Annotated in this window: 26 protein-coding genes and 1 tRNA gene; 17 read left to right on the top strand and 10 right to left on the bottom strand. The window is 68.3% G+C overall.

Annotated features, from left to right (window positions below; genetic code table 11):
• Positions 1-47: 47 nt before the first annotated feature.
• The 3 genes from JK359_RS33305 (at position 48) to JK359_RS33295 (ending at position 2,055) form a co-directional block, all read left to right on the top strand.
• Positions 48-752, top strand: a complete 705-nt coding sequence (locus JK359_RS33305) for a transposase family protein (protein WP_201843337.1) — start codon at positions 48-50, stop codon at positions 750-752.
• Positions 753-1,208: 456 nt separating this feature from the next.
• Positions 1,209-1,643 (top strand): hypothetical protein, encoded by a 435-nt coding sequence (locus JK359_RS33300; RefSeq protein ID WP_201843336.1) that lies wholly within the window; start codon positions 1,209-1,211, stop codon positions 1,641-1,643.
• 199 nt (positions 1,644-1,842) lie between these two features.
• Positions 1,843-2,055, top strand: coding sequence for a hypothetical protein (locus tag JK359_RS33295; RefSeq protein ID WP_201843335.1), 213 nt, complete (start codon positions 1,843-1,845; stop codon positions 2,053-2,055).
• A gap of 37 nt (positions 2,056-2,092) precedes the next feature.
• Here the strand turns inward: JK359_RS33295 and JK359_RS33290 are convergent, their stop codons facing one another.
• Positions 2,093-2,572 carry a hypothetical protein gene (locus JK359_RS33290; RefSeq protein ID WP_201843334.1) on the bottom strand — a complete coding sequence of 160 codons (480 nt, stop codon included), beginning with the start codon at positions 2,570-2,572 and terminating at the stop codon, positions 2,093-2,095.
• Between the two features lie 275 nt (positions 2,573-2,847).
• On the opposite strand from JK359_RS33290, the gene JK359_RS33285 reads away from it, so the two are divergent.
• Positions 2,848-4,698 (top strand): hypothetical protein, encoded by a 1,851-nt coding sequence (locus JK359_RS33285; protein ID WP_201843333.1) that lies wholly within the window; start codon positions 2,848-2,850, stop codon positions 4,696-4,698.
• Positions 4,699-5,122: 424 nt separating this feature from the next.
• A complete protein-coding gene (locus JK359_RS33280; protein WP_201843332.1) occupies positions 5,123-5,710 on the top strand; it encodes a GNAT family N-acetyltransferase in 588 nt (195 codons plus the stop codon).
• Between the two features lie 93 nt (positions 5,711-5,803).
• Here JK359_RS33280 and JK359_RS33275 read toward each other — a convergent pair.
• Both JK359_RS33275 and JK359_RS33270 read right to left on the bottom strand, forming a co-directional pair.
• Positions 5,804-5,880: transfer RNA gene (locus tag JK359_RS33275), tRNA-Met, on the bottom strand.
• Positions 5,881-5,929: 49 nt separating this feature from the next.
• Entirely contained in the window at positions 5,930-6,133 is a 204-nt protein-coding gene (locus tag JK359_RS33270; RefSeq protein ID WP_189908328.1) for a cold-shock protein, read from the bottom strand.
• 389 nt (positions 6,134-6,522) lie between these two features.
• Between JK359_RS33270 and JK359_RS33265 the strand changes: the two genes are divergently transcribed.
• Positions 6,523-6,669, top strand: a complete 147-nt coding sequence (locus JK359_RS33265) for a hypothetical protein (RefSeq protein WP_201843331.1) — start codon at positions 6,523-6,525, stop codon at positions 6,667-6,669.
• A gap of 596 nt (positions 6,670-7,265) precedes the next feature.
• On the opposite strand, the gene JK359_RS33260 is transcribed toward JK359_RS33265, so the two are convergent.
• Positions 7,266-8,009, bottom strand: a complete 744-nt coding sequence (locus tag JK359_RS33260) for an SOS response-associated peptidase (RefSeq protein WP_201843330.1) — start codon at positions 8,007-8,009, stop codon at positions 7,266-7,268.
• Between the two features lie 155 nt (positions 8,010-8,164).
• On the opposite strand from JK359_RS33260, the gene JK359_RS33255 reads away from it, so the two are divergent.
• Both JK359_RS33255 and JK359_RS33250 read left to right on the top strand, forming a co-directional pair.
• The gene (locus tag JK359_RS33255) at positions 8,165-8,668 is read left to right on the top strand and encodes a hypothetical protein (RefSeq protein WP_201843329.1); all 504 of its coding nucleotides are present in this window, start codon (positions 8,165-8,167) and stop codon (positions 8,666-8,668) included.
• A 58-nt stretch (positions 8,669-8,726) separates the two neighbouring features.
• Positions 8,727-9,398 (top strand): hypothetical protein, encoded by a 672-nt coding sequence (locus tag JK359_RS33250; protein WP_236678842.1) that lies wholly within the window; start codon positions 8,727-8,729, stop codon positions 9,396-9,398.
• A gap of 73 nt (positions 9,399-9,471) precedes the next feature.
• Here JK359_RS33250 and JK359_RS33245 read toward each other — a convergent pair whose 3' ends face one another.
• Genes JK359_RS33245 through JK359_RS33235 form a run of 3 tightly spaced genes read right to left on the bottom strand, consistent with a single transcriptional unit; the run spans position 9,472 to position 10,989 of the window.
• Positions 9,472-10,200, bottom strand: a complete 729-nt coding sequence (locus JK359_RS33245; protein WP_201843328.1) for a hypothetical protein — start codon at positions 10,198-10,200, stop codon at positions 9,472-9,474.
• Between the two features lie 7 nt (positions 10,201-10,207).
• Positions 10,208-10,792 carry an RNA polymerase sigma factor gene (locus JK359_RS33240; RefSeq protein WP_307788381.1) on the bottom strand — a complete coding sequence of 195 codons (585 nt, stop codon included), beginning with the start codon at positions 10,790-10,792 and terminating at the stop codon, positions 10,208-10,210.
• Entirely contained in the window at positions 10,789-10,989 is a 201-nt protein-coding gene (locus JK359_RS33235) for a hypothetical protein (protein WP_201843327.1), read from the bottom strand. Before JK359_RS33235 ends, JK359_RS33240 begins: the two co-directional genes overlap by 4 nt.
• Before the next feature lie 492 nt (positions 10,990-11,481).
• Between JK359_RS33235 and JK359_RS33230 the strand changes: the two genes are divergently transcribed.
• Positions 11,482-11,754, top strand: a complete 273-nt coding sequence (locus tag JK359_RS33230; protein ID WP_201843326.1) for a hypothetical protein — start codon at positions 11,482-11,484, stop codon at positions 11,752-11,754.
• Between the two features lie 2 nt (positions 11,755-11,756).
• Positions 11,757-12,005 carry a hypothetical protein gene (locus tag JK359_RS33225; protein ID WP_201843325.1) on the top strand — a complete coding sequence of 83 codons (249 nt, stop codon included), beginning with the start codon at positions 11,757-11,759 and terminating at the stop codon, positions 12,003-12,005.
• A gap of 99 nt (positions 12,006-12,104) precedes the next feature.
• Here the strand turns inward: JK359_RS33225 and JK359_RS33220 are convergent, their stop codons facing one another.
• Positions 12,105-14,810, bottom strand: a complete 2,706-nt coding sequence (locus tag JK359_RS33220) for an ATP/GTP-binding protein (protein ID WP_201843324.1) — start codon at positions 14,808-14,810, stop codon at positions 12,105-12,107.
• Positions 14,811-14,945: 135 nt separating this feature from the next.
• On the opposite strand from JK359_RS33220, the gene JK359_RS33215 reads away from it, so the two are divergent.
• Entirely contained in the window at positions 14,946-15,272 is a 327-nt protein-coding gene (locus tag JK359_RS33215) for a hypothetical protein (RefSeq protein WP_201843323.1), read from the top strand.
• A gap of 60 nt (positions 15,273-15,332) precedes the next feature.
• Here the strand turns inward: JK359_RS33215 and JK359_RS33210 are convergent, their stop codons facing one another.
• Positions 15,333-17,072 carry a zeta toxin family protein gene (locus tag JK359_RS33210; RefSeq protein ID WP_269139067.1) on the bottom strand — a complete coding sequence of 580 codons (1,740 nt, stop codon included), beginning with the start codon at positions 17,070-17,072 and terminating at the stop codon, positions 15,333-15,335.
• 1,014 nt (positions 17,073-18,086) lie between these two features.
• On the opposite strand from JK359_RS33210, the gene JK359_RS33205 reads away from it, so the two are divergent.
• From JK359_RS33205 to JK359_RS33190, 4 genes are all read left to right on the top strand, one after another.
• Positions 18,087-18,701 carry a hypothetical protein gene (locus JK359_RS33205; protein WP_201843321.1) on the top strand — a complete coding sequence of 205 codons (615 nt, stop codon included), beginning with the start codon at positions 18,087-18,089 and terminating at the stop codon, positions 18,699-18,701.
• A gap of 144 nt (positions 18,702-18,845) precedes the next feature.
• The gene (locus JK359_RS33200; protein WP_201843320.1) at positions 18,846-21,326 is read left to right on the top strand and encodes a DEAD/DEAH box helicase; all 2,481 of its coding nucleotides are present in this window, start codon (positions 18,846-18,848) and stop codon (positions 21,324-21,326) included.
• Positions 21,327-21,950: 624 nt separating this feature from the next.
• A complete protein-coding gene (locus JK359_RS33195; RefSeq protein WP_201843319.1) occupies positions 21,951-22,430 on the top strand; it encodes a MarR family transcriptional regulator in 480 nt (159 codons plus the stop codon).
• Positions 22,430-22,753, top strand: a complete 324-nt coding sequence (locus JK359_RS33190) for a replication initiation protein, RepL2 (RefSeq protein ID WP_236678841.1) — start codon at positions 22,430-22,432, stop codon at positions 22,751-22,753. Before JK359_RS33195 ends, JK359_RS33190 begins: the two co-directional genes overlap by 1 nt.
• A gap of 482 nt (positions 22,754-23,235) precedes the next feature.
• On the opposite strand, the gene JK359_RS33185 is transcribed toward JK359_RS33190, so the two are convergent.
• On the bottom strand, positions 23,236-23,403 hold the full coding sequence (locus JK359_RS33185; protein ID WP_201843317.1) for a hypothetical protein: 168 nt from the start codon (positions 23,401-23,403) through the stop codon (positions 23,236-23,238).
• Positions 23,404-23,647: 244 nt separating this feature from the next.
• On the opposite strand from JK359_RS33185, the gene JK359_RS40255 reads away from it, so the two are divergent.
• Positions 23,648-24,820: a CBS domain-containing protein gene (locus tag JK359_RS40255; RefSeq protein WP_201843316.1), complete on the top strand. Its 1,173-nt coding sequence runs from the start codon at positions 23,648-23,650 to the stop codon at positions 24,818-24,820.
• Positions 24,821-25,300: 480 nt separating this feature from the next.
• The gene (locus tag JK359_RS33175) at positions 25,301-26,107 is read left to right on the top strand and encodes a hypothetical protein (protein WP_201843315.1); all 807 of its coding nucleotides are present in this window, start codon (positions 25,301-25,303) and stop codon (positions 26,105-26,107) included.
• The last annotated feature ends 103 nt before the right edge of the window (positions 26,108-26,210 follow it).

The following is a 26,210-nucleotide window of genomic DNA, read 5'->3' as shown; positions in this document are numbered from 1 at the left end:
ACACCGATCAACTTGATGGGCTGGTCGCACGGGTTCATCGGGAGCTCGTGGAGGATCCGGACCCGCCGGTGGTGCCGAGGCGGATGTGGGCACTGGGCCTGTACAAGTCGGTGGTGCTGGTGCTGTTCCTGCTGCGGCAGAACCCGGTCCAGGAGACGGCCGCCGAGTTGTTCGGTATCTCCCAGGCCACCGTCTCCAGACGGTGGACGGCTCTGCTGCCGGTGGTGGAGAAGGTCCTGGCCGGTCACGTTCCCGATCCTTCCCAGGCGTCGGCCGGCCGTATCGTCCTGGTCGACGGCACCCTGGTCACGACGTGGGACTGGGCGAGCGAGGGCACCATGATGTTCTCCGGCAAGCACCGCGACACCGGGTTCAACCTGCAGGTTGCCGCCACTCTCGCCGGCGACCTGCTCGCGGTTTCCGCCCCTGTCCCGGGCTCCCGCCACGACATGCACGCCTGGCGGCAGTCCTTCTTCCCCGATGCCTTCGCGGAACGGGAAGGCATGGGCGATCTCGGCTACGTCGGCTCCGGACTGCTCACCCCACGGCGCAAGCCGCGCGGCCAGGAACGTTCTATGGGAGACAAGGTGGCCAACCGCTCCGGCAACACGCTCCGAGCCGCAGTCGAACGGGCTATCGCGCACCTGAAGGACTGGAAGATCTTCGCCACCCGCTACCGCGGCCCTCTCACCCGCTTCGCCCTCGTCGCCAAGACCGTCACCGCCCTCGCCTTCTACAAGAAGGGCTGGTGAAACCCGTGAATAGACCTCCTGCTCGCCGGCGGCCGCGCCGAAATCACCGGGCTCCCCCTCGAGCAGGGTTTCGTGTGGGAAGCCGCCGGTGCGGATGGCACCCTGGGTAGCGCCGAAGAGCCGCTCGGGAGCGAGGGCGAGGCAGTCGCGGCCGCCGGGGCCTTCCTCATCCAGCACGCCGACGGCGATACCGACGACCACGACGCTGCACACGCCGGCTGCTTCCAGCCGCACCCGTCCGCGGACGGATACGTCGATTGCGATGGACGGCCTCTGTAGCCCCTGACGGGACCAGCCAAAGGACGAAGCTGATGTGATTGCGGGCTCCACTGGGAAGGCACGTCCGGCTGGTGCTTCTACCAGGTCACCGACGGGAGCGACTACCTGAAGGGAGCCCGCTGGCTCGGCGCTGGGCTGCTGCCCGAGCCGCAGCGCGTCGCCGCGTTCCTGGACACCGTGCGGCTTGCCCCCGACCAGGCCGGCAGCGTCGAAAGGCCCTATTACCGCCAGGAAGGGCAAGCGTTCCCCGACCTTCTGGCGCGCCTTCGCCACCACCTGCCGACCGGCCGAATCGTCCCCAGCCCTCGCGCTCGCGTTGAGAACGCCCGGACCGACGCCTACGTGCAGCGGGTAGAGGCGGCACTGAACAACACCGCCCCGGACCCGCTCGTGCAAGTCCCCCTTCGGCAGGGCGAACTCACAGCGCTGCTGCACCTCCTTGAATACATCGAGAGTCAGAAGAACCCCTTCGGCAGACTCCTGGCTGCGGACATCAAGGCGCGCACCGGCCGCTCCCCCTCAGCTGAACAAGTCGAGGACAGCGCCCTACAAGAGGCCGCCCGACGAAGGCGCCGGCGCGAACAACGACGCGGACCCGACGACCCGGCATAAGGCACGATGCGTGACCCGCACGGGCCGGGAGTCGTTGGGCACGGCATCGCGCCCTGAACATCCGAACCCCCGCGGATGCGCGAACCTCGTGAGGGCCCGGCACCGCCAGCGCCTGGCCCCGGGCCCTCACTCTGTTGCGAACTACGAACGCCTACCCCTTCGGTATGGAAGCGGTTGAAGCGCCGCCTACGATGACGGCGTGACAGCCCGCCGCACCCTTGGCGCCGGCCCCCAGGCCCCGCGCAGCATCCGAGCCTCCCAGGCCGACCTGCTCGACGCCCTTCCCGAGGTCCGTCTCCCCGACCTGAACGAGTTGCGGAGCCGCGGCGTACTCGGCGCTCACCCGGCGACGACACCGACCCCACGAAGGATCCTCGGAGCTGGCGGCCGCGCCGGCGAAGAACGGGAGTGAGTGGAAGTGAGCCCCGCCGTGTGGGCGGGGCTTCGCATCATGACCCGCTTGTGCTGACGGTGTTGTCCTCGTCAGCTCGGACGGCCGCCTTGATGAGGTGGGCGTAGTCCTGGTCGTCGAGGAGCAGCATGATGCCGAAGGTCACGGCCCAGGCAACCTTGATCGCCTCGGGCATTTCCTCGCCATACTGCCGGTACAGCTCGCGGTCCAGATAGTCCCTGTGCATGGTGAGGAGCTGGGACTCGGAGACTTCCTTCTGGCTGGCTGCACGCTCGGCGCACCGCAGGAATGTGGAGTAGGTGGCGGGTCCGAGCAGGTCTCTGAGTGTTTCGAGCTGGTCGTAAGCGGCTCGCAAGCGAAGGGGCCAGGCGCGGCAGGTTCCGAAGTGTTCCTCGAGTGCCCGCGTGAGGTCGGCTCGTCGGAGGAAGCGGTCGAGTAGGACGTCTGTCATGTCCCGCTGATAGAGCATGGGCGGGTTGCTGTGGGGGATCTCCGCCGCGTGCCGGGCGCGGTTCACTCGCTCAGCGTGTCAGTGATGGATCAGAGGTTCGTGGCGACGTGGCTGCGGACCAGCGGTACTTGTCGGCGTGGCGGGTGGAACTGGTCGACCCGGTCGGGCTAGTTTTCTCGCGCCTGGCCTCGGACGCGGCCAGTTCTGGATGCTCGACCCGACCACGCGGCATCGTCAGAGAACCAACGTCGTGAACCCCTTTGTCGGATCCTGCAACCGTGTTGAGATGCGCCTTCGTTGCCCAGGTCGGGGGGCTACTCGGAGGAACGCGCATGTACTGCATGGATCAGCTCAGTAACGCTGCTTGTCAGCTCACCGGTGAGTCCCTGGAGGACGTCCGACGTCGCCTGAGCCGGCTCGACCGCTTTGATCAGCTCGTTCCCTCGCCTTCAGCGGAGCAGGCCCTTTTGGAGGCGGTACTGGTCTCCGCTCTCGGCAGCGTGGGTGGTCAGACACGGCCGTTCGGCGTCAGGGAAGCCAAGCCCACGGAGGATGGGCTGGTTCTACGCCTTGAGCGGTCTGCGGACGTACAGTCCCTGTTCGGACTGTTGCCGTGCCGCACGAAGAAGGGCCCGTGGCGGGGCGTCCGTGGACTGACCGTGCAGATGGACGGTGCGCGTCTGCGTTTCGGTCTTCGCCCTTGGGCATTCGAGGCGTCCTGGCGGTCACCCGAGCCAGCGGTGTGGGTGAGCGGACCGCATGGTGAGGATCTTTCCGCGCTGCTGGCTGCCCACACCGATCAGGTCGCGGCATCCGGGCACGTCGTGCAGTGGGATCCGCTGCGTGAGGAGCGAGGCCCTGGACGCCGAGAGCCGGTGGAGCGCAGTCTGCTGCGCCGACTCATCGTTTCCCGCTCGATGGGCAGTGCCCTGCTGCGACGCCCGCGCCTGTGGGACAGCCTCACCGGGTACGTGGGTGTGCGGCTGAGCACCGAGATGGCCGACCACGGGCTCGACTGGTTGATCGAACGTCAGGTGGCAGGTGGCGAATTCGACGAGGAACGGCTGATCGAGGTACTCGAGGACCGCATCGTGGGGTGCGGGCTACGGCTGCTGGACCACGCATGCGGACCCGAAGAGTGCACCGTGAGGATGGCACCCCACTGGTCCTTTTGCCGCGGCGTGTTCACGATTCGCAGCAGTCGCGTATCGGCGGCCCGGGTCGGTGCGATCCCTGGCCCGCGGCCGCTGACGGCCGTGGGCGATGGCCGCAATGTCAGCCGGCCCCGGCGGGCAGAGCACAGCACGGAGCCAGACGGTCCGGAGCGGACGTGCGTCGTCCAGCTCCTCGACGCGCCGTCCGGCGGCCTGGGGCGGGACCACCTCGTCAGGGTGGCCGAGCGCATCGCCGCCGTCTGGGCTGCCCGCGGCCTCGCGGTAGGTCTCCTTCTCGTGGAAGGAAGCAGCATGGGCTTCTTCCGTGATCCGGGCCGCCCCGAGTGGGCGACAGCCGCACTGCCGAAGGCAGTCAGCACCTGGACACGGCTGCGGCTCGCTCCCTCACCTGGCCAGCTGTGGTCGATGACGGTGTCCAACACCAGCGACGCGATCGGCGCCGCGCTTCAGCATGCTCCCATCGGCTTCGACCAGGTGTTCCTGATCGGCGCCTACGACGGCTGGATGCAGGAGGTGACGTCCTCGAAGTGGTCCGCCGACCTGCGGATTCTCGTGCATCACGCCCGGCCCTTCCAGCGCCACATCCCGTTCCCTGGCAAGACCACGCATACCGACGATGGTGTGCCGCTGACACCGGCCGAGTCGGCCGTCCTGTGGCGGTCGGAGCATCTGGGCCGGTCGGTGTCCACCCACCCCCTGAACGGGCTGCTGCTTCTCACCGAGTCCGACGAAGCTGCCGCACCTGACGAGTTCGACTTGGCCGTCGAAGAGCAACTGGCGCGCTACGGAACCCCCGTGCTCGGCCGTTTTCCCGACCATGGTCTGATCATGCGCGGCCGAGGGCACAGTGACCATCCCCCCACCGTCCTGGATCCGCAAGCTGAACCGCTCGACCATGCACATATGGCAGCCGCAGCCGATGCCCTTCATCGACGTCTGTGGGGTGACCTGCCCTCCACAGCTGCACGGCAGAGCATCCCGACGGTTGTCCCGGACGTGCCGAGCTTCTCCTCGTAGTGCGGCCGATGGTGGGCACAGCGGCGGCCAGGGGGCTAGAGCGGCGAGTGCAGCAGTGCACACCTGGCGCGGCTTCCCAACCTGGGGGACGTCGCGGGAGGAGTAAGGCGCTCCGGCCCACTCGGGCGGGGGGCCAGGACGCTTCCGGCTCGTTCAGCTGTCGGCTGTCGGCGCCCATGACGGCAGTGGGGCCGTCGATCGACCACAGACAGCTCTTCCCTGGACGGAACTTCGGAAGCGGTACGGCTGTTGTGTGCCTAAAACAGTTGGTTCGTCGTTGTATGGGACGCCCGCACCACGTAAGGGACGGACCTGATCGCAGATGATGAGAGGACATTCGGTGCTTGCCATTCGCACCGCACGCCGCGGTGAGAGCAAGGATCTCAACCGGCTGTCAGACATTGCCATAGGAGGTCGCCCCTCCTTGCAGCAGCCGGAGGACCAGCCGGTTGGGACGCTCGTGGATCGTTACGGTGGCGAGTTCTCCGTGCGCCCCTTCGGACACGTGCGAGCCGTGGTGGCTGAGAGGGAGTCGACAGGTGGACCATGCGGGCTGGCCTATGTGACTCCCCCGGTTCGCTTGATGCGCCAGCACACCGAGCAGGGACGTTCCGCGCTGCGTGCTCTGGCCCTGACGCTGGCAGAGATTGACTCGCTGGCCGTAGACGCCGACGTCCGCCGACAAGGAGTGGGCAGTGCACTCCTAGAAGAGACCGAGAGGTGGTTGGCAAACCTGGGGTGCCGCGTGGTGATGGCGAAGATCGCCCGTGGCGAGTACGCAGTGATGCGCTGGTACCGCCGGCGCGGATACCTGGTGGCAGCGCAGGGGGAGCCGTTCCGGGTGTGGCTCCCAGGCCTCGAGCTCAGCTGCGACGACGGCGATGACGGCTACCACCTGGCATTGAAGGGGCTGGGTGTCTCGCTGCGTCGAGCCCGGCAGGGAGCGGACACGTTCGTTACGGTCGAGGACGGCCGGCGCAGCACCACCAGTTCGGCTCTCGCGGAGCGGTAGACCAGGGGTCGCGACGACACTACCCAGTACATGTCGGCTGCTCGTTCGGCTAGGCCAAAGCAGAAGGGGCCCGCGCTTGCGGGCCCCTTCTTGTGGTAGCGGGGACAGGATTTGAACCTGCGACCTCTGGGTTATGAGCCCAGCGAGCTACCGAGCTGCTCCACCCCGCGTCGGTGATGCCACTGTACATGGTGGATCATGCGGGACTCGGGTCGGGCGTCAGCCGCCGCGGACGATGTTCTCGGCCTGGGGGCCCTTCTGGCCCTGGGTGACGTCGAAGGTGACGGTCTCTCCCTCAACGAGTTCCCGGTATCCGTTGCCCTTGATGTTGGAGTAGTGCGCGAAGACGTCGGGTCCGCCGTCCTGGGCGATGAAGCCGAAGCCCTTCTCGGCGTTGAACCACTTCACAGTGCCGCTGGCCATGCTGCTGTCCTTCGTTCTCGCTGGGAAGCCCCAGCCGGTGAGGTGGGGGCCTTCCAAGGCGAAGGCACCCGGCGTCCGTCTTACCCAGCTCGCAGCCCGGTTATCCGATCATTACTTCCGGCGAGCCGCTGTGGCCGGTGCCTGGCGTTGTGTACATCACCGCTGACTGCGAGGCGTCTGAGCCCGCCCAGCGTGGTCGGGTGCTCGAGTCGGTGAGTAGGTCGGCTCTCCTGGGTCGCCCGATTTCAGCCAGCCGCCGCAGAAAGGTCTGGCGCCCTTCAGATGTCCTCACGGCGTGTCAAATGCCTGGTCAGGCTGTTCGGTTTGGGTGATGATCTGCGTCCCGGGACTGTGATGCCCCTTTCGGCCCGGGGTGATTGGAGGCTGGCATGGCTCAAACCGGCACCCACAGCTTCGTAGCGGCCCACATCGTGCGGGTCGGTGACACCACCGCGCTCATCGCCTTGCCGGACTGGCACCATGGCCAGATCCTCGTCCCGGTCGACACCATGCTGCTCATGCAGGTCACCCTGTAGGTTCCGGGTCTGCGTTAGCAATTCCGCGTGATCATGAGCACTGTCCGAGCAAATCCGCGGTTCGGTGAGCAATGGATCTCGCGACCTGCGGCTTCTTCGCGGCACCGGACCGCGAAGGCCGTTCCCACCGGGCCGGATTGCTCATGATCGGGCGACGGACTCCGTTGTCAGTAGTGCTCACCTCCACCGACACCGCAGGTCAGGAGATCGCGAGTGCTCGCGAATCTGCGGAACCTACACACCCGGTGCTCCCGAGCGGATCTGCCCGGCATGTGGTTGACCGTTGGCGCCCGCCTGGATGCCGTCCTTGATACCGACCTTGACCTGCGCGGCTGGCGACCCTGGAAAGAAGAGGCCGCCTGATCACAGCCCGGGCTCCGGGTCTGATTGTCGTCGCTCGGGCTGCGGCCGCCCACGCCACGCCGGCCAGCACCGCTACGCCACATGAGCCCACCGGCGAGCGCCGAGCTGCGCTTCCCCGCAGAGTGGGAGCGGAGCCTGTCCGGGACCCATCGCACGTCGTCCCGGGCAGGCCACAAGCCGTGAGGCGCGAGCAGCCGGCACCTACATGGGGACGCCGCGCAGCTCGGCGGTCGCTACTGATGGACCTCTTCGAGCAGCTCAGGGCCGTTGTTGCGGACGTTGTTGACGGCCGTGGAGACGGGGCGGGCGTCAAGGTGGCCGCCTGCGGGCTGGTCCAGGAGGGCACGTAGGTCGTCGGGGTCCTGGTGACGGGGGTCAAGCCAGGCGTCGTAGTGGTCGGGGGTGAGTGCGAGCGGCATGCGGGGGTGCACGCGGCCGGCGGCGTCGACGGCCTCGGTGGTGATGATGGTGCAGGTCATCAGCCAGGCCGTGGGGTCGTCGTCGTGTTTGACCTCGGGGTTGCGCCAGTACTCGTACAGCCCGGCGAGCGCCATCACCTGGTGGTCCTCGGGGTGGATGAAGTAGGGCTGCTTGCGGGTCTTGTCGGTTGCCGGGTCTTTGATCTGCTGCCACTCGTAGAAGCCGTCGGCTGGCAGCAGGCAGCGGCGCTTGACGAATGCGCGGCGGAAGGCGGGCTTCTCGTGCACGGTCTCCACACGGGCGTTGATCATCCGCGCGCCGATTTTCATGTCCTTCGCCCACGACGGCACGAGGCCCCAGCGCAACGGCCGCAGCTCCCTGCCCACCTCCCCGGCATCGTCGCTGTCGCGTGGAGTGCGCTCGAGAACGGCCCACACGTCGTTTGTCGGGGCCACATTCCAGTTCGGCGCGAGCGTCTCTTCCGTACGCCAGTCGGTGACGTGGAAGAGCCTGACAAGGTCCTCGGGCTTGCGGGTGGAAGCGTATCGGCCGCACATGCAGCCACTCTCCCACCATCCGCTCTGCCGGCCGCGGTCGCGGCTGTCGTGTCGAGTTGAGAGGCAGACCGTAAATCAGCAGACTCTAGACATGCATAATTTAAATTTGCATTATTGAACGGGGAAGGCACGGCCACCATCAGGATCGGAGCACCGTGGACACCATCGGACTCGCCGGAACCGTTGTCATCGGCACCGCCCTCGTCCTCGCCCCCATCGACCCGCAGCCCATCCGCGACCTCAACACCCCGGCCCCGGAGCCGCATCGCGAGCCGGCCCCGGTCTTCGACGAGGCCCTGGCCGCCCGCGTCCAGACCGCGCTCGGCCTGCGCTGCTGGCGGCCCAACGCCGAGCACGGCGAGACCGAGACCCGCCTCGTCTTGTGGTCCCAACTGGAGCTCAACGACCTCTACGAGCGCGTCGGCGGCACCGTCACCTCCCGGAAGGTCCACCGGGAGGCCTCCGACGGTGCCGCGTGGACCGCGGAGGAGATCACCGTCAGCATCGACGTCCCAGGCGTCGGCCTCGTTGAGGCGACCACCGACTGGTACGAGGGCCTGGCGACGTATGGGCCCCGTGACGAGCTCCCTCTGATGCGCGCCCTCAACCCTCGCCCCAGCGGGCCTGCGCGCACCTGCGCGCCTGGGGCTGAGCGGTAGGAGGACCTCTGGATGGGGGAGCATGTGCCCAGTTGTCGCCTGCTCCTGAGGGGTCGCCATGCGTTCCATCCGCCGCGCCATGCCGCCGGTGTTGCTCTCTTGCCTGCTGCTGGCGGGCTGTTCGAATGGTTCCTCCTCCCGGGCGGACACCTCGGGGAAGGACGGGGCGTCAGCGGCGGGGCCGTCGGGAACGGCCGTACCCGCGGGAGCGGCGAAGATCCCGGTGGGTGCGGGGCCTCAGACGACGTACACGGTGCAGCAGCAGCCGCCCGCGGGCAGCTGCAAGTACCGGTACGAAAAAGGTGAGCCGCTTCAGGACCTGAAGTGCACGCCGGGCGCCACCTCGCCGGCGGTGACCCAGGCGAATCTGGCGTCGACGATCTGCCGCAAGGGCGGCTACACCAAGGGGGTCCGCCCGCCGGTGGCGATCACTGGGAAGGAGAAGCGACTGAACGCCGCCTCCTACGGTGTGACCGGCAGCCTCAGCGACGACGAGTACGACCACCTGATCTCGTTGCAGCTCGGGGGTGACCCGAACGACGCCCGGAACCTCTGGGTGGAGCCCGCTGACCCGGGCCACAAGCCGGGCGGCGGGGTCAACAACAAGAAGGACCCGGTGGAGACGAAGCTGCACACCGCAGTCTGCTCCGGGAAGATCACTCTTGAGGCGGCGCAGCAGGCCATCGTCACCGACTGGACTACCGCTTCCAGCCGACTCGGTCTCGGCTGACACGCGCGTCGCGTGGCGTCTTGTGGCTGCGCGCAGGGGGAGATCGCCGGGCCCTCACCCACCGCCACCTCGCTCAGCATGCTGCTGCGAGGGCTTCGAGCTGCCCGGCCAGGGCGGGATCCGGTTGCGGCACGAGTCCGTAGTCGTCGTCGCAACTCGTGGGTAGGTGTTCGACCGCATCCCGCAACACGCCGTCTCTGCATGGGCAGTCGCGGTGGGGAGTTACATCCCGCACTGTGGATTCACTCGGCTGGAGAAGGTACTGGTCGCACTCGGCGTTGAGCCGGCGGATCTGCTCTGCCCAGTGTGCGGCGTCGCGTGTCTCGCCGCGCCGCAGGTGAAGGAGGTAGAGGCAGTAGGCGGAGGTGGCGTTGCCCGCGCCGGCGGCGAACTGCCACCAGAACTGGGCTCCTTCCTCTTGTTTGGCCAGATCGAGCAGGCAGGCGAGGACCAATGCGCCGTCGGGTTCGATACGCCGGTCGTTGACGAGGCGGGCTACGAAGGAGGGCGCCTCGTGGTCGTGGATGACGACGATGGACAGGGCCTGCAATTCCGTGGCCGCCTGGGCGTGAGCTGGCGCAGGGCGGCGGTCAGCGGCTTCTTGCGGACGGGGCAGGGGGCTGTCGCCGCAGCGGCGCTGGGCGAGGACGTGCGGGAGCCGCAGGTCGAACAGGCTCTCCCAGCGCAGGCGGGAGACGTCTTTCGCGAGGCGCTGGCGGGCTTTTGCCGCGTCGTAGTCGTCGTAGTCGCCCTCCAGGACGCGGGCGTCGGCGAGAACCTGCTCAAGGGACTTCAGCTGCATCGGGTGGTCACTCCGCATCGTCGCGGTCGGCTGTCGGGTCGAGGGTCAGGTCAAGGTCTTTGGCCAGCTTCCGCTTGGCATGCCGGGCCTGTGAGCGCACGGTCGCTTCGGTGACGCCCAGGATGTGGGCGGTGTGCTCGCTGGTGTAGCCGAGCACGTAGCGCAGCACCATGACGTCGAACTGGCGCTCGGGCAGGCGGGAGATGGCCGCGTACAGGCCCAGTGCGCTTTCCATGTCGGCGAGCTGGTCACGCACGGACTCCAGGGCGGCGCGGTTGACGCGCGCGAACACCGCGGTCTCTACGGTGGCCGGGGCGCGGCCCTGGAGGCGGAGTTCGTCGGCGATCCGCTCGCGCAGCAGAGCCCACGCGTATGCCTCGTGGTTGGCGTCCTCCATCATGTCCGGCCAGCGCAGCGCCAGATCCATGAAGGTGGTGTGGACGAGTTCGCCGGCGGAGCGCTGGTCTCCGAGCTGGATGTGGGCGTATTCGAGATAGGGCCGGTAGTAGAGGTTGTGAAATCCCCAGAAGGCGGTGGGCAGTTCTGTGGTCATCGTGCGGATGACGCGCTGGGGCTGGTGAGGGCTGGTCACCGTCGGCTCCCCTTCTCCTCGGTGCCGGGCGCAGCGTCCGTGGCCAGGTAGGCGGTGCGCTGCTCGGCCAGGGACTCGGCTCCGATGCGTACGCTCGCGCCCAGCAGGCGCCGGATGAGCGTCCGGCCGCCGGGGCCGAACACACGCAGCGCGGTGACCACCGAGAGGGCCAGCGCCAGGTCAGCTACGTCTTTCACGGCTAATGGAGTCCTTGTCATCGGCAGGCGGTGCCTTGCCCCCCTCAGCGGGCACCGGAGAGCCCTGTCGCTCTCGGAGATCAGCCAATCGATCAGGGCCACCGTTCGTGCAACGAGCCCTCAAGGAATCTCGCGGGCAGTCAACCTCTGGTTACTGACGGCAAGCTCTCGCACTCAGGGGCGCGCGGTGTGGCCCCGCACCACCGAAGTACACTCTGAGCAGCGACGGGATCACCGGCAGCTACCTGAACGCGCCGCACTGCGCGTCCTTGCGCGGCCTCAGTAGAGCGGTGATCCGTGACACGGATCACATGACCGGATGCGCAGGCGAAAGGCGCTTGTAACCGCACCACGCCGAGGCACCGCCTACGTCGGCCGTAGGCTCGGGCGTGTGTCCGGGACAGTGTCTTCCCGGCGCAGGTCTGCGGTGTGTAGCCCCGCGATATCGTGGGGGGTCTGATGAGCACCGCACATGATCTGGGGGAGTCCCGCGTGGCCGAGGACGACATCACGCAGAGGGAGATCGAGGCGCTGACCCGCCGCCTGGAGGCGGTGGAGGACCGTGCCGAGGCACTGCAGGTGCAGACGGGCGGGAATTTCGCGGCGGTCATCGAGGGCCAGGCAGCGTTGCGTCGTGAGGTTCGGGATGGGTTCACCAAGGTCAACGCCCGTTTTGATGCCCTTGAAGAGAAGATGGACCGCAACCAGGCGCAGATCGTTGAGCTGCTGACTGCGCTGGTGGGCAAGAGTCCGGACGCAAGCTGATCATGCTGGTGGTGGCCGCCGCCGCGCGCCAGGATGCGGAAGCGTTCCGTGCCGGACGAACGCTTGCGGGATATACCAAGCAAACGGCGACGATCCGTGAGCAGCAGCGGGCGCCATTGGGAAGCGTCGATTCCCACGCCAACGCTGTCGGTAGGCCCGGAGACCGGTCGATCGCCCAGCGCCTGGACACGATCGCGCGAGTTCTGTTCGCTCTCGCGCGTGCGCAGGGCGTCGACCCGGACACCCTCTGAGCCTGCCTGCTTTCACTGTGGCCCGCGAACACCCGGTGTGTTCGCGGGCCACAGCCCTACATGTGCTGGTCGGACGTTTGCCGAACAGGCTGCCACGGTTCACGACGGGCGGGCATTCAGGTGGCGCTGACGCTCGTCGACGAGGGTGCGCCACCGGTTGCGTACGGCGTCCTCGGTGTCGAGCCAGGCAGTGGTGGAGGGCTGCAGGAGCGGTTGACCGGCCATGAAGTGGGCGATGTCCACGTAGTAGGCGAAGTCACCGGTCGCGGTCGCCTCGCGGAGGCGGTCGATGGTGGCAGCAAGGTCGTCCTGTGCGCCGCGTACGGCGTGGTGGAAGGCCTGGGCGGTCGCCAGCAGCGGGACGAGCCAAGCCAGGCCGGTGACGTCGATCTGGGCGCGCAGGACGGCGGCGCGGTCGGTGACATCGCGGTCGGTGCCGGCGTCGCATACGAGGCTGGCGACCTGGGCGAGCAGGGTGGTCGCGCGCTGGTCGAGCGGTTCGAGGAGCTGATAGGCCAGGGCGAGTTCGTCGTCGGCACGGACTGGGTCGGAAAAGGCGCAGGCCAGCGCTAGGCGGGTTTGGGCGATGGCTCGCTCTCCGGGGGCATCGTGCTGTTCGGCCTCGGCACGCGCGTTCTCGAAGGCGACGATGGCGCCTGGGAAGTCACCCTGTGGCCAGCGGATGTCGCCCAGGACTCGGTGGTGGCGGCCCTTCCAGCCCAGGGTCGGAACGGCGGCGAGGGCGCTTGGGAAATCACCGCGGATACGGGCGAGGTTGGCCATGCCACGGCGAGCGCGCGGGGCGAGCCGGCCGCCGGCGTCGGCGACCTGGCGCATGCCGTCAAGGGAGGCGGCCGTGCGGCCGAGATCCTTGTGAGCCTTGGCCCGGTAGTACAGGGCCAGTTCGGTGAGTTCGCCGGACAACGTGCCGGTTGCCAGCACGGCGGTGAGCCGTTCGGCCGTGCGTTCGCGATGCTCGTGCTGGCGCCGCGCGATGGCGTCGAGCAGTTCGGCCAGGGCGTCGGCGGGTGTGTCCCCCTCCGGCTGCCGGCCGGCACCGGGCACAGGCCTGGAGGTGCGAGCGGGCGGGGCGAGGGGCTCCCAGACGGAGTCGTCGGTGTAGGCGAAGGCGGCATCGGTGAGCCAGGTGAGGTCAGCGAGGTGATGGGCGCTTGCCAGACGCAGGCCCTGGCGCAGGCACGCGACGAGCAGGGCCCGGCTGGAAGTGAGGGCGTCGGCGTCCCGCCACTGCCGGCCGAGGGCATCGAACGCGCGTTCAGCGGCCTGGTGCCAGTCGGCGGGGGTCCAGCGGTCCTCAGCGTGGTCGTCGGCGGTGCGCAGCGCGGTGCGGATGGCGCCATGCAGGTGGTACGGCCAGATCGCGTACGGGTCCTCGCTGACCATCGGCCGCTCGACGAGCCGGCGGGCCGCCGACTGGTGGGTGAGGCCCGCGGCCCGGGTGGCCAGGTCAAGGTCCCACGCGTCCAGAAGGCTGGCGCTGCGCAGGACGTGGCGTTCGTCGGTGGTCAGGTCGGAGAGCGTGCGGGCGATGAGCGCGGGGAAGGTGTGGTCGAAGTCCTCCACCGAGGGAGTACGCCCGGTGCGTCGGATCTCCAGGAAACGTGCAACGGCCAGGTCCAGGTGCAGCGGCAGGCCGTGCGAGCGCGCGGTGATGACCGCCCGGTTTTCGGGGCTGATCAGCGGCTGGCCGTCCTGGGTGGTGAGGCGTCGGGCGAGGTAGGCGTCGCAGTCCTGCTCGGAGAAGTCCCCGATCAGGTGCTGGCGACTGCCCTGCCCGGCGATTTGCGCCGGCTGCCCAGCGGGGGTGGCCAGGCCGGGCCAGGCGGCCGGGCCGGTGTAGTCGAGCTGGCCCTGCAAGGCGGGATCAGCCCAGGGCAGGCGGTTGCGGCCGCTGATGATGAAGAGGCAGTTCGGCATCAGCCACACCAGACGCTGCAGCAGCCGCTCCGTGTCGCGGTGACGGTCGCTGGTGTCCTCGAACGTGTCCAGCAGGATGACCGGCACCACCGAGTGCTTCGCGGGCAGGCGGCTGATCTCCCAGGCGAGCAGGTGCGGATAGTAGGAGAGCGCCTCCAAGCTGGGTTCGGCCTCGAGCAGATCGGCGGTCCGCGCGCAGCCGGCCAGGGCCCGCGCCCGCTCGCGCCGCTCGCGCAGAGCCGTGACGAGCGCCGATGCGACCTGCCCGGCCGCCGAGCCGACCAGGCCGGGAAGTTGCAGCGCACTAACCGCCTCACTGACCGCGCCCTGCACCTGCTGCGGCAGCATCGCCCCGAACCTGCCCACGAGGCCGGTGCGCCGGACGTACTCCTCCAGCGGTTCGCCGGGATGCTGCGCATCCCAGTACCGGCGCAGCGCCAGGTCGAAGCTGGGCAACGAGCGGCCGACTTGGGCCGCGAGGGCGAGCCGGACCGTGAGGAGCACGCGTTCGAAATCCGACCCGTTCGATGCAGAGCGGGAAAGGTCGATGCGGATCGGCAGGATCTCCTCGCCCGCCCAGGCTGGCGCGCCCCACTGTATGGGCCGCTGTTCGGCCGTGGTGAGCGACGTCTCCACCTTGCGTAGCAGCGTGGACTTGCCCACGCCGCCCACCCCGTGGAACACGATCACGTTGTTGCGCGGGGCTTCCAGGTCCTCGACGTCGAAGCTGGGGCCAGCGATGTGCCGCAGGTGCTCCTCGATGGCGACGGCGACGAGGTTCCATTGGAACTGGCGGTTCGTGAACGCCTCGTCGCTGCCCACGGAGTTGGGGTCATTGCTGCTGAACAGCGCACGCAGGTCGGCCATGGACGAGTCCCCCCGGAAGTGATCACCTACTCCCCAAATCTATGCCGCGTACCGTGGCCGGTCACAGCGGCAGTTCAGCCCATCAGGGAAAATGATCTTTTCGCTGATGATTCGCAATCTTGAGGTGGTTGTCCCATGCATGACTCCGCATCGCCGTCGTCCCCCGACCCGCAGCGCCCGTCGGGGTCGGCGCCGGCCCCGGACGGCGACACCGCCGTCGGGTACGAGGCGGCGCGCGAGATCGTGGGTACTGTCATCGCCTGGTACAGCCGGGCGCTGCTGCTCGCGCGACGCGCTGGCGACCAGCAGCGCCTTGAAGAGCTGAAGGCGCAACGCCAGAAGTGCGTGGAGGACCAGCACCGGCTCCAGGACGCCGGGCCCGAGGAGACCACGCGTATCGCCACCGATTACGCCGCACGTCTGAAGGAGCTGGAGGCCACCGAGCCGCGTCCCGAGGCGTAGCCGCAACGGACGCCGTGCCGTACGCCCCGAACCGGTACAGACGTCGGGCCGTACGGCAGATCAGGCGGGCACGGGCAGCGCGGATACGGGGGCGGGGGCGCCGAGCTGGTGCGGACGCTGGGCGGGCATCAGCGCGCAGGCCAGCCCCGCGATCGCCACGAGGTCGTCGCGGTACTGCGGCATCGCCGCGTGCAGCCAGCGCTGGTTCGCCCAGAACCGCGCGGCCTCCTCTGCGGTGTAGGGGCGGTAGTGCTCCCCGATCACGGCAAGGTCGCCAGCAGGGCTTCGGTCCCAACGCCCGTCGTCAGTCAGGTGGTTGCGGTACAGGAGGTGGGTGTCGCGCCGCATCACGGTCACCTCGTCGACCGCGGCCATCTGCTCGGCCAGTGCCACCGTCGCGGGCAAGACGGCGAAGCTTGCGTTGTGTCCGGCGGCCGTGGTGAACCGCGGGGTTCCGTCCAGCTGACTTACCTGGGCGTAACGGATGGCCGTGCCCTGGCGGGAGTCGGCCTCGCGGACCGCCAAGACCACCAGCCCCGTCCGATAGCCCGCCTGCCGGTCCGCAGCCGCGCGGGCCACGAACTGGGCAGGGTTCTCAGGGGTGATCTCGACGACCATGTTCCCGCGGCTCCGGCGTACGTATGCCTCGTACCAGGCCTGCCATGTTCGGTAGTCGCGACGGATTCGTGCCGAGGCCGTGCGCGGCTCCTCGCGCAGCAGCCGCAGGTAGTCCGGATGAGCCGTCTTGAAGATCTCGCCGGTGATGTGGGACGGATCGCGGAGGCTGTTCAGGATCATCCGGGCGGCTCGCGACTTGCCCGCGCCTGGCTGGGCCAGCACGTAGATGACGACCGGCTGTTCCTGCGGGGTGATGGGCCCTCGGGACGGCACGATCAGCTCGTCGTAGATCCACTTGTGTTCCTCGACGGAGAGCTGGTGGTAGTCCACCCCGGGCGCCTCCCTGCGGGGCTGCGCGATGCGCCGGACGGGCTCGGCCAGCGCGGCGGCGCGCTCAGAGGTGCGGCTCAGCGCAAGCGCCCAGTCCTCCGGCAGCGCGGGGTCGGCCAGGCGCCGCTCGGCTTCGGCGAGCTGACGGCGAACCCGTCCCGTCTCCGCGGCACTCCACGGCCGTCGCCACTCGGCGAGCACTGCGTCTGCCGCGCCTGCCGGGCGGAGCAAGCGCCCGTCGGAGCCGAGTTCGTTGGCGTAGATGACGTCCAGCGCCGTCTCTGCGCCGCGTCGGATGACGAACACCCGGTGCGCCAGGTGCCCGGTCTCCACCGCGGCGAGGGTCGGCACCAGAGCGTCGGCGCACGTGTCGTGGTTGTCCCAGGAGACGTACCGGGGGGCCCGGCCTTCCTGGACAAGGCGAAGGTCCCGCTCCAGGGTGCTGGACTGGCTGATCGCCCACGACACGGCCAAGGCCACGACCTCCACCCAGCAGCCCGCTTGCCGGTCCGCGGCCACACCGGCGAGGAACTCCTCCGGGCGGGACACCGGTACCTCCACCACCGCGTCGTAGCGGCCCTCGCGTACCCGGGCCTCCACAACGGCTTGCCACCGGTACGTCTCCGGCCGGACCCGCACCCCGGCAGTGCGCACGTCCTCGGCAAGGTGCTGGCTGTAGCGGGGGTGGACGTTCTTGTAGGTGTCGCGGTCCACCCGCACCGCACCGCCCCGCGCCGTCAGTGCGGCGTGCACGAGGTCGATGACCGTGGTCTTGCCGCTGCCCGGCTGCCCCAGGACGTACACCACCACTGGGCGGGTCTGGGGAACTGCGCCTTCCAGAACGCTAGGCAGGACAGTGTTGGTGAGGATCTCCTCGGACCAGTCGCCGACCGGAGCTACTGCACGAGACGCGGCAGGTGCCCCGTCTGGAAGCTTTGCCGGGGATGCCGCCGGACCGGGACGGTGCGCCGAGCTCACGTACTCCTCCGATGTGCGTGCACTGAAGACTGAAGACGTCCCGAGTGAGGGGATTCACCCTTCTCAGCTCAGGGCGGCAGCGTGACCGGGGATGCCTTCCTCCGGAGACTCACCAGCAACAACCGCACCTCGATTATGCAGATCTTGACTATGCATAGTCAAGATCTGCATATCTCGCCGGGCGGGTGGCACCACACCCGACCCGTCGACGACGGCAACGCCACAACGAAGACCGCGGACGCCTACGACGACAGCCGACCCCTCGAACGGACCGCCGCCCTGGGGTCGAGCGGACGGGAAGGTCACCACACTCCCCCGCCCCGGATGGCGTCCCCCGTCACCCCCGAAAGAGTTCACAACCGAGCCTCCGATCAACTCCCCGCCCGGCAACGGTCAGGACGGTTTTCGGCCGTATCGGCGCGGTGCGCGCGACGCACGACGGAAGGGCGGCGGCACCCGGGGGAGCAGCCACTTCACGCTCGACCTGTGCAGCTACAAGGCGACGAACGGCCCCGGCCTTCCGCAAAGTTGGGCCCACCTCAGCCGAAATTGAATACTCACAATATGCAGTCTCTAGACATGCATAAATAAGTTCTGCACTATGGGGGTGGAGGTGCTGTTCGCACCGCTCCCCACCGGTGGGACGAGGGCGTCGTCCGCCTCGCCATCCGCGCCGGCACCTGCACCAGACGCCCGGAAAGGACACCGACCCTATGCCGACCACCCAGACCGCCCCGGACCCGGCCGACGTTCCCCTCCCGCGGCCGCCGTCACAGCACCCCGCTTCTTCCCGGTCCTCTCGTCCATGACAGCGGCTGCGCCTGTGACATCGCCCTCGCCGCACCACATGCACTGAAACCCGCCCAATGCGAACCCAGGAGCGTCCGCGTGACCACCTGCCCGACCCATCAGCACGCCGCGCCGCCCCGACCTCAGACGCCCTTCCGCCGCGACCAGCAGCCGGGCGCGTGCAAGAACTGCATGAACCAGCTCGGCACAGACGGCGACCGGCGAGCGCACTACTGCCCGTGCTGCGGGGAGCGCCTCACCACCGGGTGCCTGGGCACCCGCCGGGAGCCGGCCCGCTGCCTCCACTGCGGCCGCATCGACGCCGGCACGCTTCGTTTCCTGCCGGAGGAAGACCTGATCGCCGACCTGCTGGCCGGGAACCTCGAGCCGTCGGCCGAGTTCACCGCGAACCAGCTGGCCCGGGCCGCCTTCGGCGACCAGGTCGCCTTCCACATCGGCTGGTCCTGGCAGGACCGCGACACCCACCATGGCCAGCTCACCGTGCGCGGCCGCGAGATCCAGATGCGACTTCGCCGCGCCGACCAGGTCTTCGAGGCCGCCACCCCCTGCACCGCCGACAAGTGCCGCGGCCGCCGCTGGACTCCCGTTGCCACCACCGCGGACCTGCTCGCCCTGCACACCCACGGCCCCAGCAGGGTGACGTTGCCCTGCGACCGCTGCGGCCCGAACGCACCCGCCCGCCGCACCTACTGAGGAGGGAGTGTCGCCCCAAGGTGCGGCCCCCTCTCAGCCCGGACTGGTGCCGCGGCCGCCACCAACAACCCTCCTGGGAGTGACGGGCACCGCTCCCTCGCGGGTGAGATCATCACAAGCGACATTGCAGAAAGGCACGTTGGGATGCAGACACAGCCGCTCGTGGCCCTGCGCGAACACCAGACAGAGGCCGTCACGTCTGCGGTCCCGGCCCTCGAGATCCCGACGGGCTCCGTCCTCCCGCCGGACGGCCTGCGCACCCAGGTCATTCAGGCGACCGGTAGCGGCAAGACGTACGTCGCCGTGCACGTCGCCCAGGAACTGAAGGCCGCCCGGGTCCTGGTCCTGATGCCGTCACGGCCGCTGCTGACCCAGACCGCCGCCGCCTGGCGCCTCGCCGGACGCCCCGGCCCAGCCATCGGGGTGTCCTCACTGCGGCAGAGCGACGTCGGCTTTCCCAACACCACTAACCCCGCCGCCCTCACCCAACTACTCAAGGACGCCGGCGACGGGCCGGTCACCGTCTACGGCACCTACGCCTCACTCGGCACGATCGAGGCTGCGCACCAGATGGGCCTGCAGCCCTGGGACCTGATCGTCATCGACGAGGCGCACCGCACCAGCGGCCGGATGGGCAAGCCCTGGGCGCTCGTCCACGACAACTCCCATATCCCCGCCAGCGCCCGGCTTTACATGACCGCCACCCCGCGCCTGTGGGCGGCCGGCGACGACAACGGCGAGACAGACACCGGCGAGAGCGGCGCGGCCGGCGAACTCGTCGCCTCCATGGACGACGACCCGAACGGCACCTTCGGCGCCGTCTCCTACAAGCTCACCCTCTCCGACGCGATCGACCGCGGCATCGTCGCCCCCTACCAGGTGCTGTGCATCGAGATCCAGGACCCGCAGCTGCAGACGCTCCAGCTCGCCGCCGACGGCGACGTCACCGAGGCCGTACGCGCCGCCCGTCTGGCCGCCCTGCAGACCGCGGCCCTGAAGTCCGCCGTCGAGCACGAGTTCCAGCGCGTGCTGACCTTCCACTCACGCCTCGACGAAGCCGAAGCCTTCTCCGACGGACTGCTCCGCACGGCCACCGCCCTGGTCAAGGAAGATCCCGAGCGCTACCCGCACCCCGACACCCTCTGGACGACCTGGCTGTCCGGCGACCACAAGGCCGACCACCGCGCACGCACCCTGCGCGAGTTCGCCGCCGACCGGGAAGGCCCGGCGTTCCTGTCCTCCGTCAAGGTCCTGGGTGAAGGGGTCGACACCCGCGAGTGCGACGCCGTGTTCTTCGCCGACGTCCGCGGCTCCATGCCCGACCTCGTCCAAGCCGTCGGCCGGGCGCTGCGCATGCACCCCGGTGAGGGCAAGCTCGCCACCATCGCCGTCCCCGTCATCCTCGGCGCCGGCGAATCCCCCGACGAACTGCTCAGCTCCCCCGCCTACGCGCCGCTCGCGAAGCTGCTGACCGCGCTGCGCGCCCACGACTCCCGCATCATCGAAGCCCTCGCCTCCCCCAGCACACCGTCCCGCCCCTCCCCCACTGAAGAGCCGGTCGACGACAACACGCCGGCCGCCGACACCCAGGACACGGACGGGGACGACAACGCCGACGACACCACCCGCGGGCTGCTCTCCTTCTCCACCGCCCATGACCCCCGCCAGATCGCCGCGTTCATCGGCATGCGCGTCCTCAACCCGGAGAAGGTGCACTGGCGCCGCGGGATCCAGGCCGCCACCCGCTACCTCGCCGAGTACGACGACCTGCGCGTCCCGTACGGCTACCGCACCCCTACCGACTGGTCCCCCGCCGATTTCCCGCTCGGCGTCTGGGTCGCCGACCTGCGCCGCTACTACCACGAGGGCACCCTCGCCCCCGAGCGCATCGAGCAGGCCGAGAAGCTCGGCATGATCTGGTCCGAGTTCGATGCCGCCTTCGAAGAAGGACTCGCCGCGGCCGCTGCCTGGGCCGCCGACCACCACGTCGGACTCGCCGCGCCCACCGACGCGATGCAGTGCACCTATCCCGTCGGCAAGTTCCTGAGCAACCAGCGCGCCGCCGCCCGCCGCGCCGAAGTCCTCGCCCATCACCAGGCGGAGGGCACCACCGCACCCGACAGCGGGACCGTGCCCCTGACCGACCCGCGGCGCCAGGCCCTCGAGGACATCGACCCGGGCTGGTGCCCGCCCTGGCCCATCGACTGGCAGCGACACTTCCGCCGCGCCTGGCACCACCTGCAGACCGGCGGCACCCTCCCGGCGAAAGCTGGCGAAGTCATCATCGACGGCGCGGACATCGGCAAGTGGCTCGCCGCTCAGGCTCGCGCCTTCACCAAGCTGACCGTCACCCAGCAGTGGATGCTCACCGACATGCTCCACCTCACGCCCGCCCCTACCCCGCGCAAGCTCACCCGCGCCGAGCAGCGTGCGCTGAACCTCGCGGCCGCCCGCCAGTTCCACGCCCGCGAAGGCCACCTCGACGTCCCCCGCTCCCACCGCGAACCCGTCGACGGAACCGACGTGGGACTGGGCTCCTGGATCAACAACGTGCGCGCACGACAGGCCAGCCAGCCAGACGACCTGAAAGTCGAGCTCACCGCGCTCGGCATGCGCTGGGCCTGACGCGGACACCGTCCGCCCGGTTACGTGACCGAGCAGCCGTCCTTCATCCCCCTTTCGTGGCCTTAGCCCACGCCAGCACGCCACGATGGCGGGGCAGTGAACCGATCAGGCACGCGTATGCACCTCAGCCACCGCCCCAGCTCAGCCACGCTCATGTTGGTGCTACGGCCCGGGCCGGAGCCGTCGTGCACCTGAGCAACTTGTGTGCCCGACACGCCCGAGGACCGGCGCGGTAGCGACGGCCCGCAGGGCTTCCCGTGGAGCGCGGCACTTGCCCTCCCAGAACTGTATGGAGAAGACGCAGCCCCCGCGCCTCTCTGACCTGCGCAAACGCGAGATCCAATCCGATCCGGGGAACGGCATACCCGATCCGCGGATCATCATTGCCGATTTGCGGATCGGGTTGATCCGACCTGGGAAGCGGGTTGACCCGACTCTGGAAACGGGTTGATCCGACTGAGGGATCGGATCGCATAGCCATGTGCTCAGTGTGCTCACGGCACACCGATCCGACTCTGTAGCCGGATCGCTTAGCAATCTGGTAATGCTCTTCCTGCTAAGTAGTCCGCTTCACGAGTCGGATCGCTTGGCCGACAGCACATCGACTTGGAGGGACGGCCCTCGATGGCAGAGCAAGCGCGGAAGATTCTCGCGCTGGTCGACCAGGACACAGGCGAGGTCGAAGAGGTACGCCGCGCCAACTACGCCTTCGATGGCGGCGCCCACATCAACGTGGGCATCCGCAAGGGCCGTGAACTCGCCTCTGCTGCCTCCGGTCTCACCGACAAGGAGTTCAGGGTTCTCGCTTGGTACTGGTTCGCCACCGAGACAAGCGAGGAAGCCATCATGCGGACGGGTGCCGATATCGCGGCAGAACTCGGCATGAGCCCGGATGCTCTGTCGAGAGTGGTGAAAGTGCTCAGGAAGGCCCGACTGCTGGTCGAAGCCGGCGGACTCGGGCGGACCACCTTCTACAGGTGCTCGCCGTATCTTGCGTTCATCGGCACCGGCTTTGCGCACCGCGAAGCGGTGAAGGACTGGAATCCGCCAGAGACCAAGGTGCGCGAGCCCCGTGACCGGCGACGGAAGAAGGACGAAGCGTGATGAGGATCAACGACGCGGAAGACGTCCAGTACCTGCTCAAGAAGACCGGGCGCGTCCTCAATCCCAATCAGCGGATCGTCGTGATGCTGTACGCGTCGTCGGAGCAGCGGCCGGACGGCACCGTGATGATCAAGGCCAGTGAGCTGGCCGCCACAGCGGGCATGACACCCCCGGTGTTCTCGCGCACCCGCAAGGAACTCGTCGCGGTCGGCTGGATGGAAGAGACCGGCAGCGTCGGCAGCGTGAAGCTCTACCGCCTCGCACCGCAGATATTCGAAGATCGCGGCCCGGCCGGACGGCACCTGCGAGCCGTCGGCAGCTAAGGCCCCCTAGAGCGAAGCGACCCGACTCGGGAGTCGGGTCGCTTCGCTCTACGCCAGACCATTCTTCCCGACACCGCTCGGAGCGGTGCGGATTCTCAAAGCGGATCTCGGTCAGATCATGCCGGTAGCCATGATCTGACCCCCTTGGCTACCCGCCAGTCTCAGCCTGCGAGGGACACCTCGACGTTCCACGCTGCAACTGGGAAGCTGTCGACGGAACCGACGTCAGGCTCGGTACCTGGACCCACAACGTCGCGCACGGCAAGCCGGTCAGCCCGAATAGCCTGAACGATGGCGTCACCGTGCTCGGCATGCGCTGGTCCTGAAGTAGAGACTTCTCGCCGCCGCCGCGGCAGGCGCGGTCGCGCAGGCTACCGCTCGGCCGGCTTCCGCCTCGCCAACGTCTCGCGGTCTAAGCCGAGGACGAGACTGGCTCGGGAATAGCCGCTCGGAAGGGCAAGAGCCTGCGGGCTGAAGATGAGTCAGTGCTGCTGGATCCACCAGATGATCCATCCCGCCACACTCGCGCCCATGGCGCCAGCTGCCCCCCGGAGGAAGCTGTGGCCCGTCGTACGCACGAGGGAGCGCAGCCAGAGGCGACGTTGCTTGGTCTTGTGCTGGTGCTGCCGGGACTTACGGTTGTCAGGCATCGGTTTCCCTTTCGGAAGCCAGGGCCTGTCATGCGCGCCGTCAACGTCTCATGACAGGCCTGGGTGCGGCAGAGGGGCGCGAATCGGCGTCCCTCTGCCTATTTGGCAGCCCGATTGAGAGAGCCCAGCCTTCGCATGACGCCTTGCTGCTGAGCAGGGCTGTGACCTGGACAAACATGCCCCCTTCGCACCCCGGATCTGTGACACTTGCTGACACTTGCCGTGAGCAGAAACGGAGGGCGCGGTGAGCGCACAACGCCGGGGGGCTCGAGGAGTCGAGCTGCCCTCACCCGAGGAGTTCGCAGCCGGCCCGCGCCGGAACCTGCTGGAGGAGCTGCACCTCCTGTACCGAGCAGCAGGGCCACCGAGCGTCCGGGAGATCAGCGAGGGGATCAAGGAAGCGGAGGCGGTTGGCTTCCGCGCGACCATGGACCGCAATCTCGTTGCCGCCCTGCTGAGCGGTCGACGTTGGCCAACCGAGTATCAACTCGAGACCTTGGTGCGCTTCCTGGCTCAAGGAGCACTTCGTCGCAAGTCACCTGACGAGGAAGCCAACGATTTCGCGCGGCTGCACCGAGCTGCGGCGAATGACCAAACCGAACGCATCTCTCTCACGCCCCTCCCTGAGGCGGAGCCTCACCAGGTCAAGCTTGGCGACACCCTTGTCCGGGACATCATGACGCCCCGTGTCGATCTCGTTGCCATCGAGGACTGGAAGACCGTGCGGCAAGCCTGTATCGCCGCTCTGCGTAGCGGGCGGTCGCGGATCCCTGTCATCAGTCAAGACGGGGAGAGCATCATCGGCATGGTGTACCTGAAAGACCTGGTTAGGCACATCTTCGTCAGTCACAAGCGGCACGATGGTGAGTCCGAACTGGTGAGCGTCGTTCTACGCGGAGTCGACTTCGTGCATGCCGCGCAGAACGCCGGCGATGTCCTGCGTGAGATGCAGCGGACCCACAACCACGCCGCAGTCGTCATCGACGACCACGGAACGATGGTGGGAATCGTCACCATGGAGGACATTTTGGAGGTGATTGTCGGCCCTATCGAGGATGAGCACGATCAACGGTCATCAATGGAGCCGCGCCACGAACGCAAGTACCGGGTTCTCCCCCGGTTCCGAGCCTGCGAACTCGCCGGCTTGTACTCTTTCGAAGCCTCCGTCGCGACTGAGGCAGCGACCGTCGGCGAGCTGCTTGCCGAGTCTCTTGGCCATGCGCCAGCAAGTGGGTCATCGACCGTGATGGAACTTCGAGCTCATGTGGTGAAGCCGCCACCCCGAGAAGTAGGCCCGAAGGCTCTGCGGCTCACTGCGGAATCTCACCCAAGCGACCAGCACCAGTTGCTCACGGTACTGGTTGAACCGATCAATGCAGCTAGCGCGGAAGAAGGGTCCCCCGACGAGGCAACGTGATTGAGGAGTCTGAGGCACTGCGCTGAAGAGGAAATCGGCCTCTACCTGGGTAGACGGCGGCCATGCAGGTCTTCTCGCCGTCGTCCCCTTCTTCGGCCTGGCTGGCCCCGGGTCAATTGGCGCATAACTTGCAGCACTGCTGCCCACCCACCCGCGAACGTGCTCGTCTACGACCCCAGCTGAGTCGCCCGACGCACCACACCCATAGGTTCGGACCGGATCGCTGAGCCAGTCACGCTGCTGAAGAGCGATCAGGCCACCTGACTCGGCCACCGTGGAGAGGGGGGAGGCAGTGACCAGCCCCTCTGCACTGCGCGCAGAGAGGTCGCCTTGTGCCAGCCGTTGAGCCCCCCCGGCCCGTGAAATCGGGCTTTTACACTCGACTCCCCAATTGGGGAGTCGAGCAACTGCTCCTTACCGCCTGCCCGCCGGGGGCGATTCACAGAATGTGAATCGCCCCCGGCGGGCAGGCTCATCGTCATGGCACGTCCCTCCCGGAAGTCGGCTGCTCCCACAAAGCCGCTACTCAACCCGCCTGCCAGGATCGGCAGCCTCGATACCGCAGCTGTCGTTTGTGAGCTGCGCCAGCTGCACGAGGACGCCGAGGACGAGAACATCGGCAAGATGCCCGCTGACGATGAGTTGTTCGGGGCACTGCTGTACCTCGAGGCCAACGCGGGTGCACTGAAGAGAGAAGAAGCGCGGCGCACGGCCGCGATCGCGCGTGTGAAGCTCTGGGAGTACCTTCGCGAGCAGACGGACATCCACCAAGCGAAGGCGATCGAGCACGCCCGGGCTGCGGGCGCTGCATGGGCCGACCTGGTGCCGCCGCTTGCCGTGAACATGCCCAGCGCGGCGTACAACAAGGCGAAGCGCCTGCAAGCCGCCGTCCTCACCGAAGCCTCCCATGACAAACGGCCCGTACGCCGCACCCCGGAAGCCGTCCGCGAGGCCGAGCGGCAGGCAGCTGCCCGCGCCGCCGCCGAGCGGCGCGCCGAGGAAGAGGCGGCCCGACGCCACACACTGCTCGCGCCCGTGGCGCAGCGCCTACTCGAGCACCGGGCCGGCCTGGACGACGACGCGGAGGTCACCTTCTGGCTGGACCAGATCGCCGCGGTGCTTCCCGACTGCCGGACACCCACCCAACTGGTCAGCCTCGGAACGTACGTCGAGGCCGTTGTCCGGGAGCTGAGGAAAAGCCGGCCGACAGCGGCACGGCCAACCGCGTCCACTGCGGAGGCCCAGCTCGCGTATGCGGCCGCGGCCGCATACGTCACCGGATCGTGAGCGGACGCCAGTATCACGTCCCGCTCGTGATCACGCGGCCTGCCATACGGATCTGGGGTACGGGCGGCCCAGCAGAATGCGCGGGCCGCCCGTACTTGGTCTG

Origin of the sequence: Streptomyces actinomycinicus (assembly GCF_016741775.1) — a bacterium.
Lineage (GTDB): Bacteria > Actinomycetota > Actinomycetes > Streptomycetales > Streptomycetaceae > Streptomyces > Streptomyces actinomycinicus.
The sequence above is the reverse complement of the archived record's forward strand: the minus strand, read 5'-3'. Positions and strand labels throughout refer to the sequence as shown.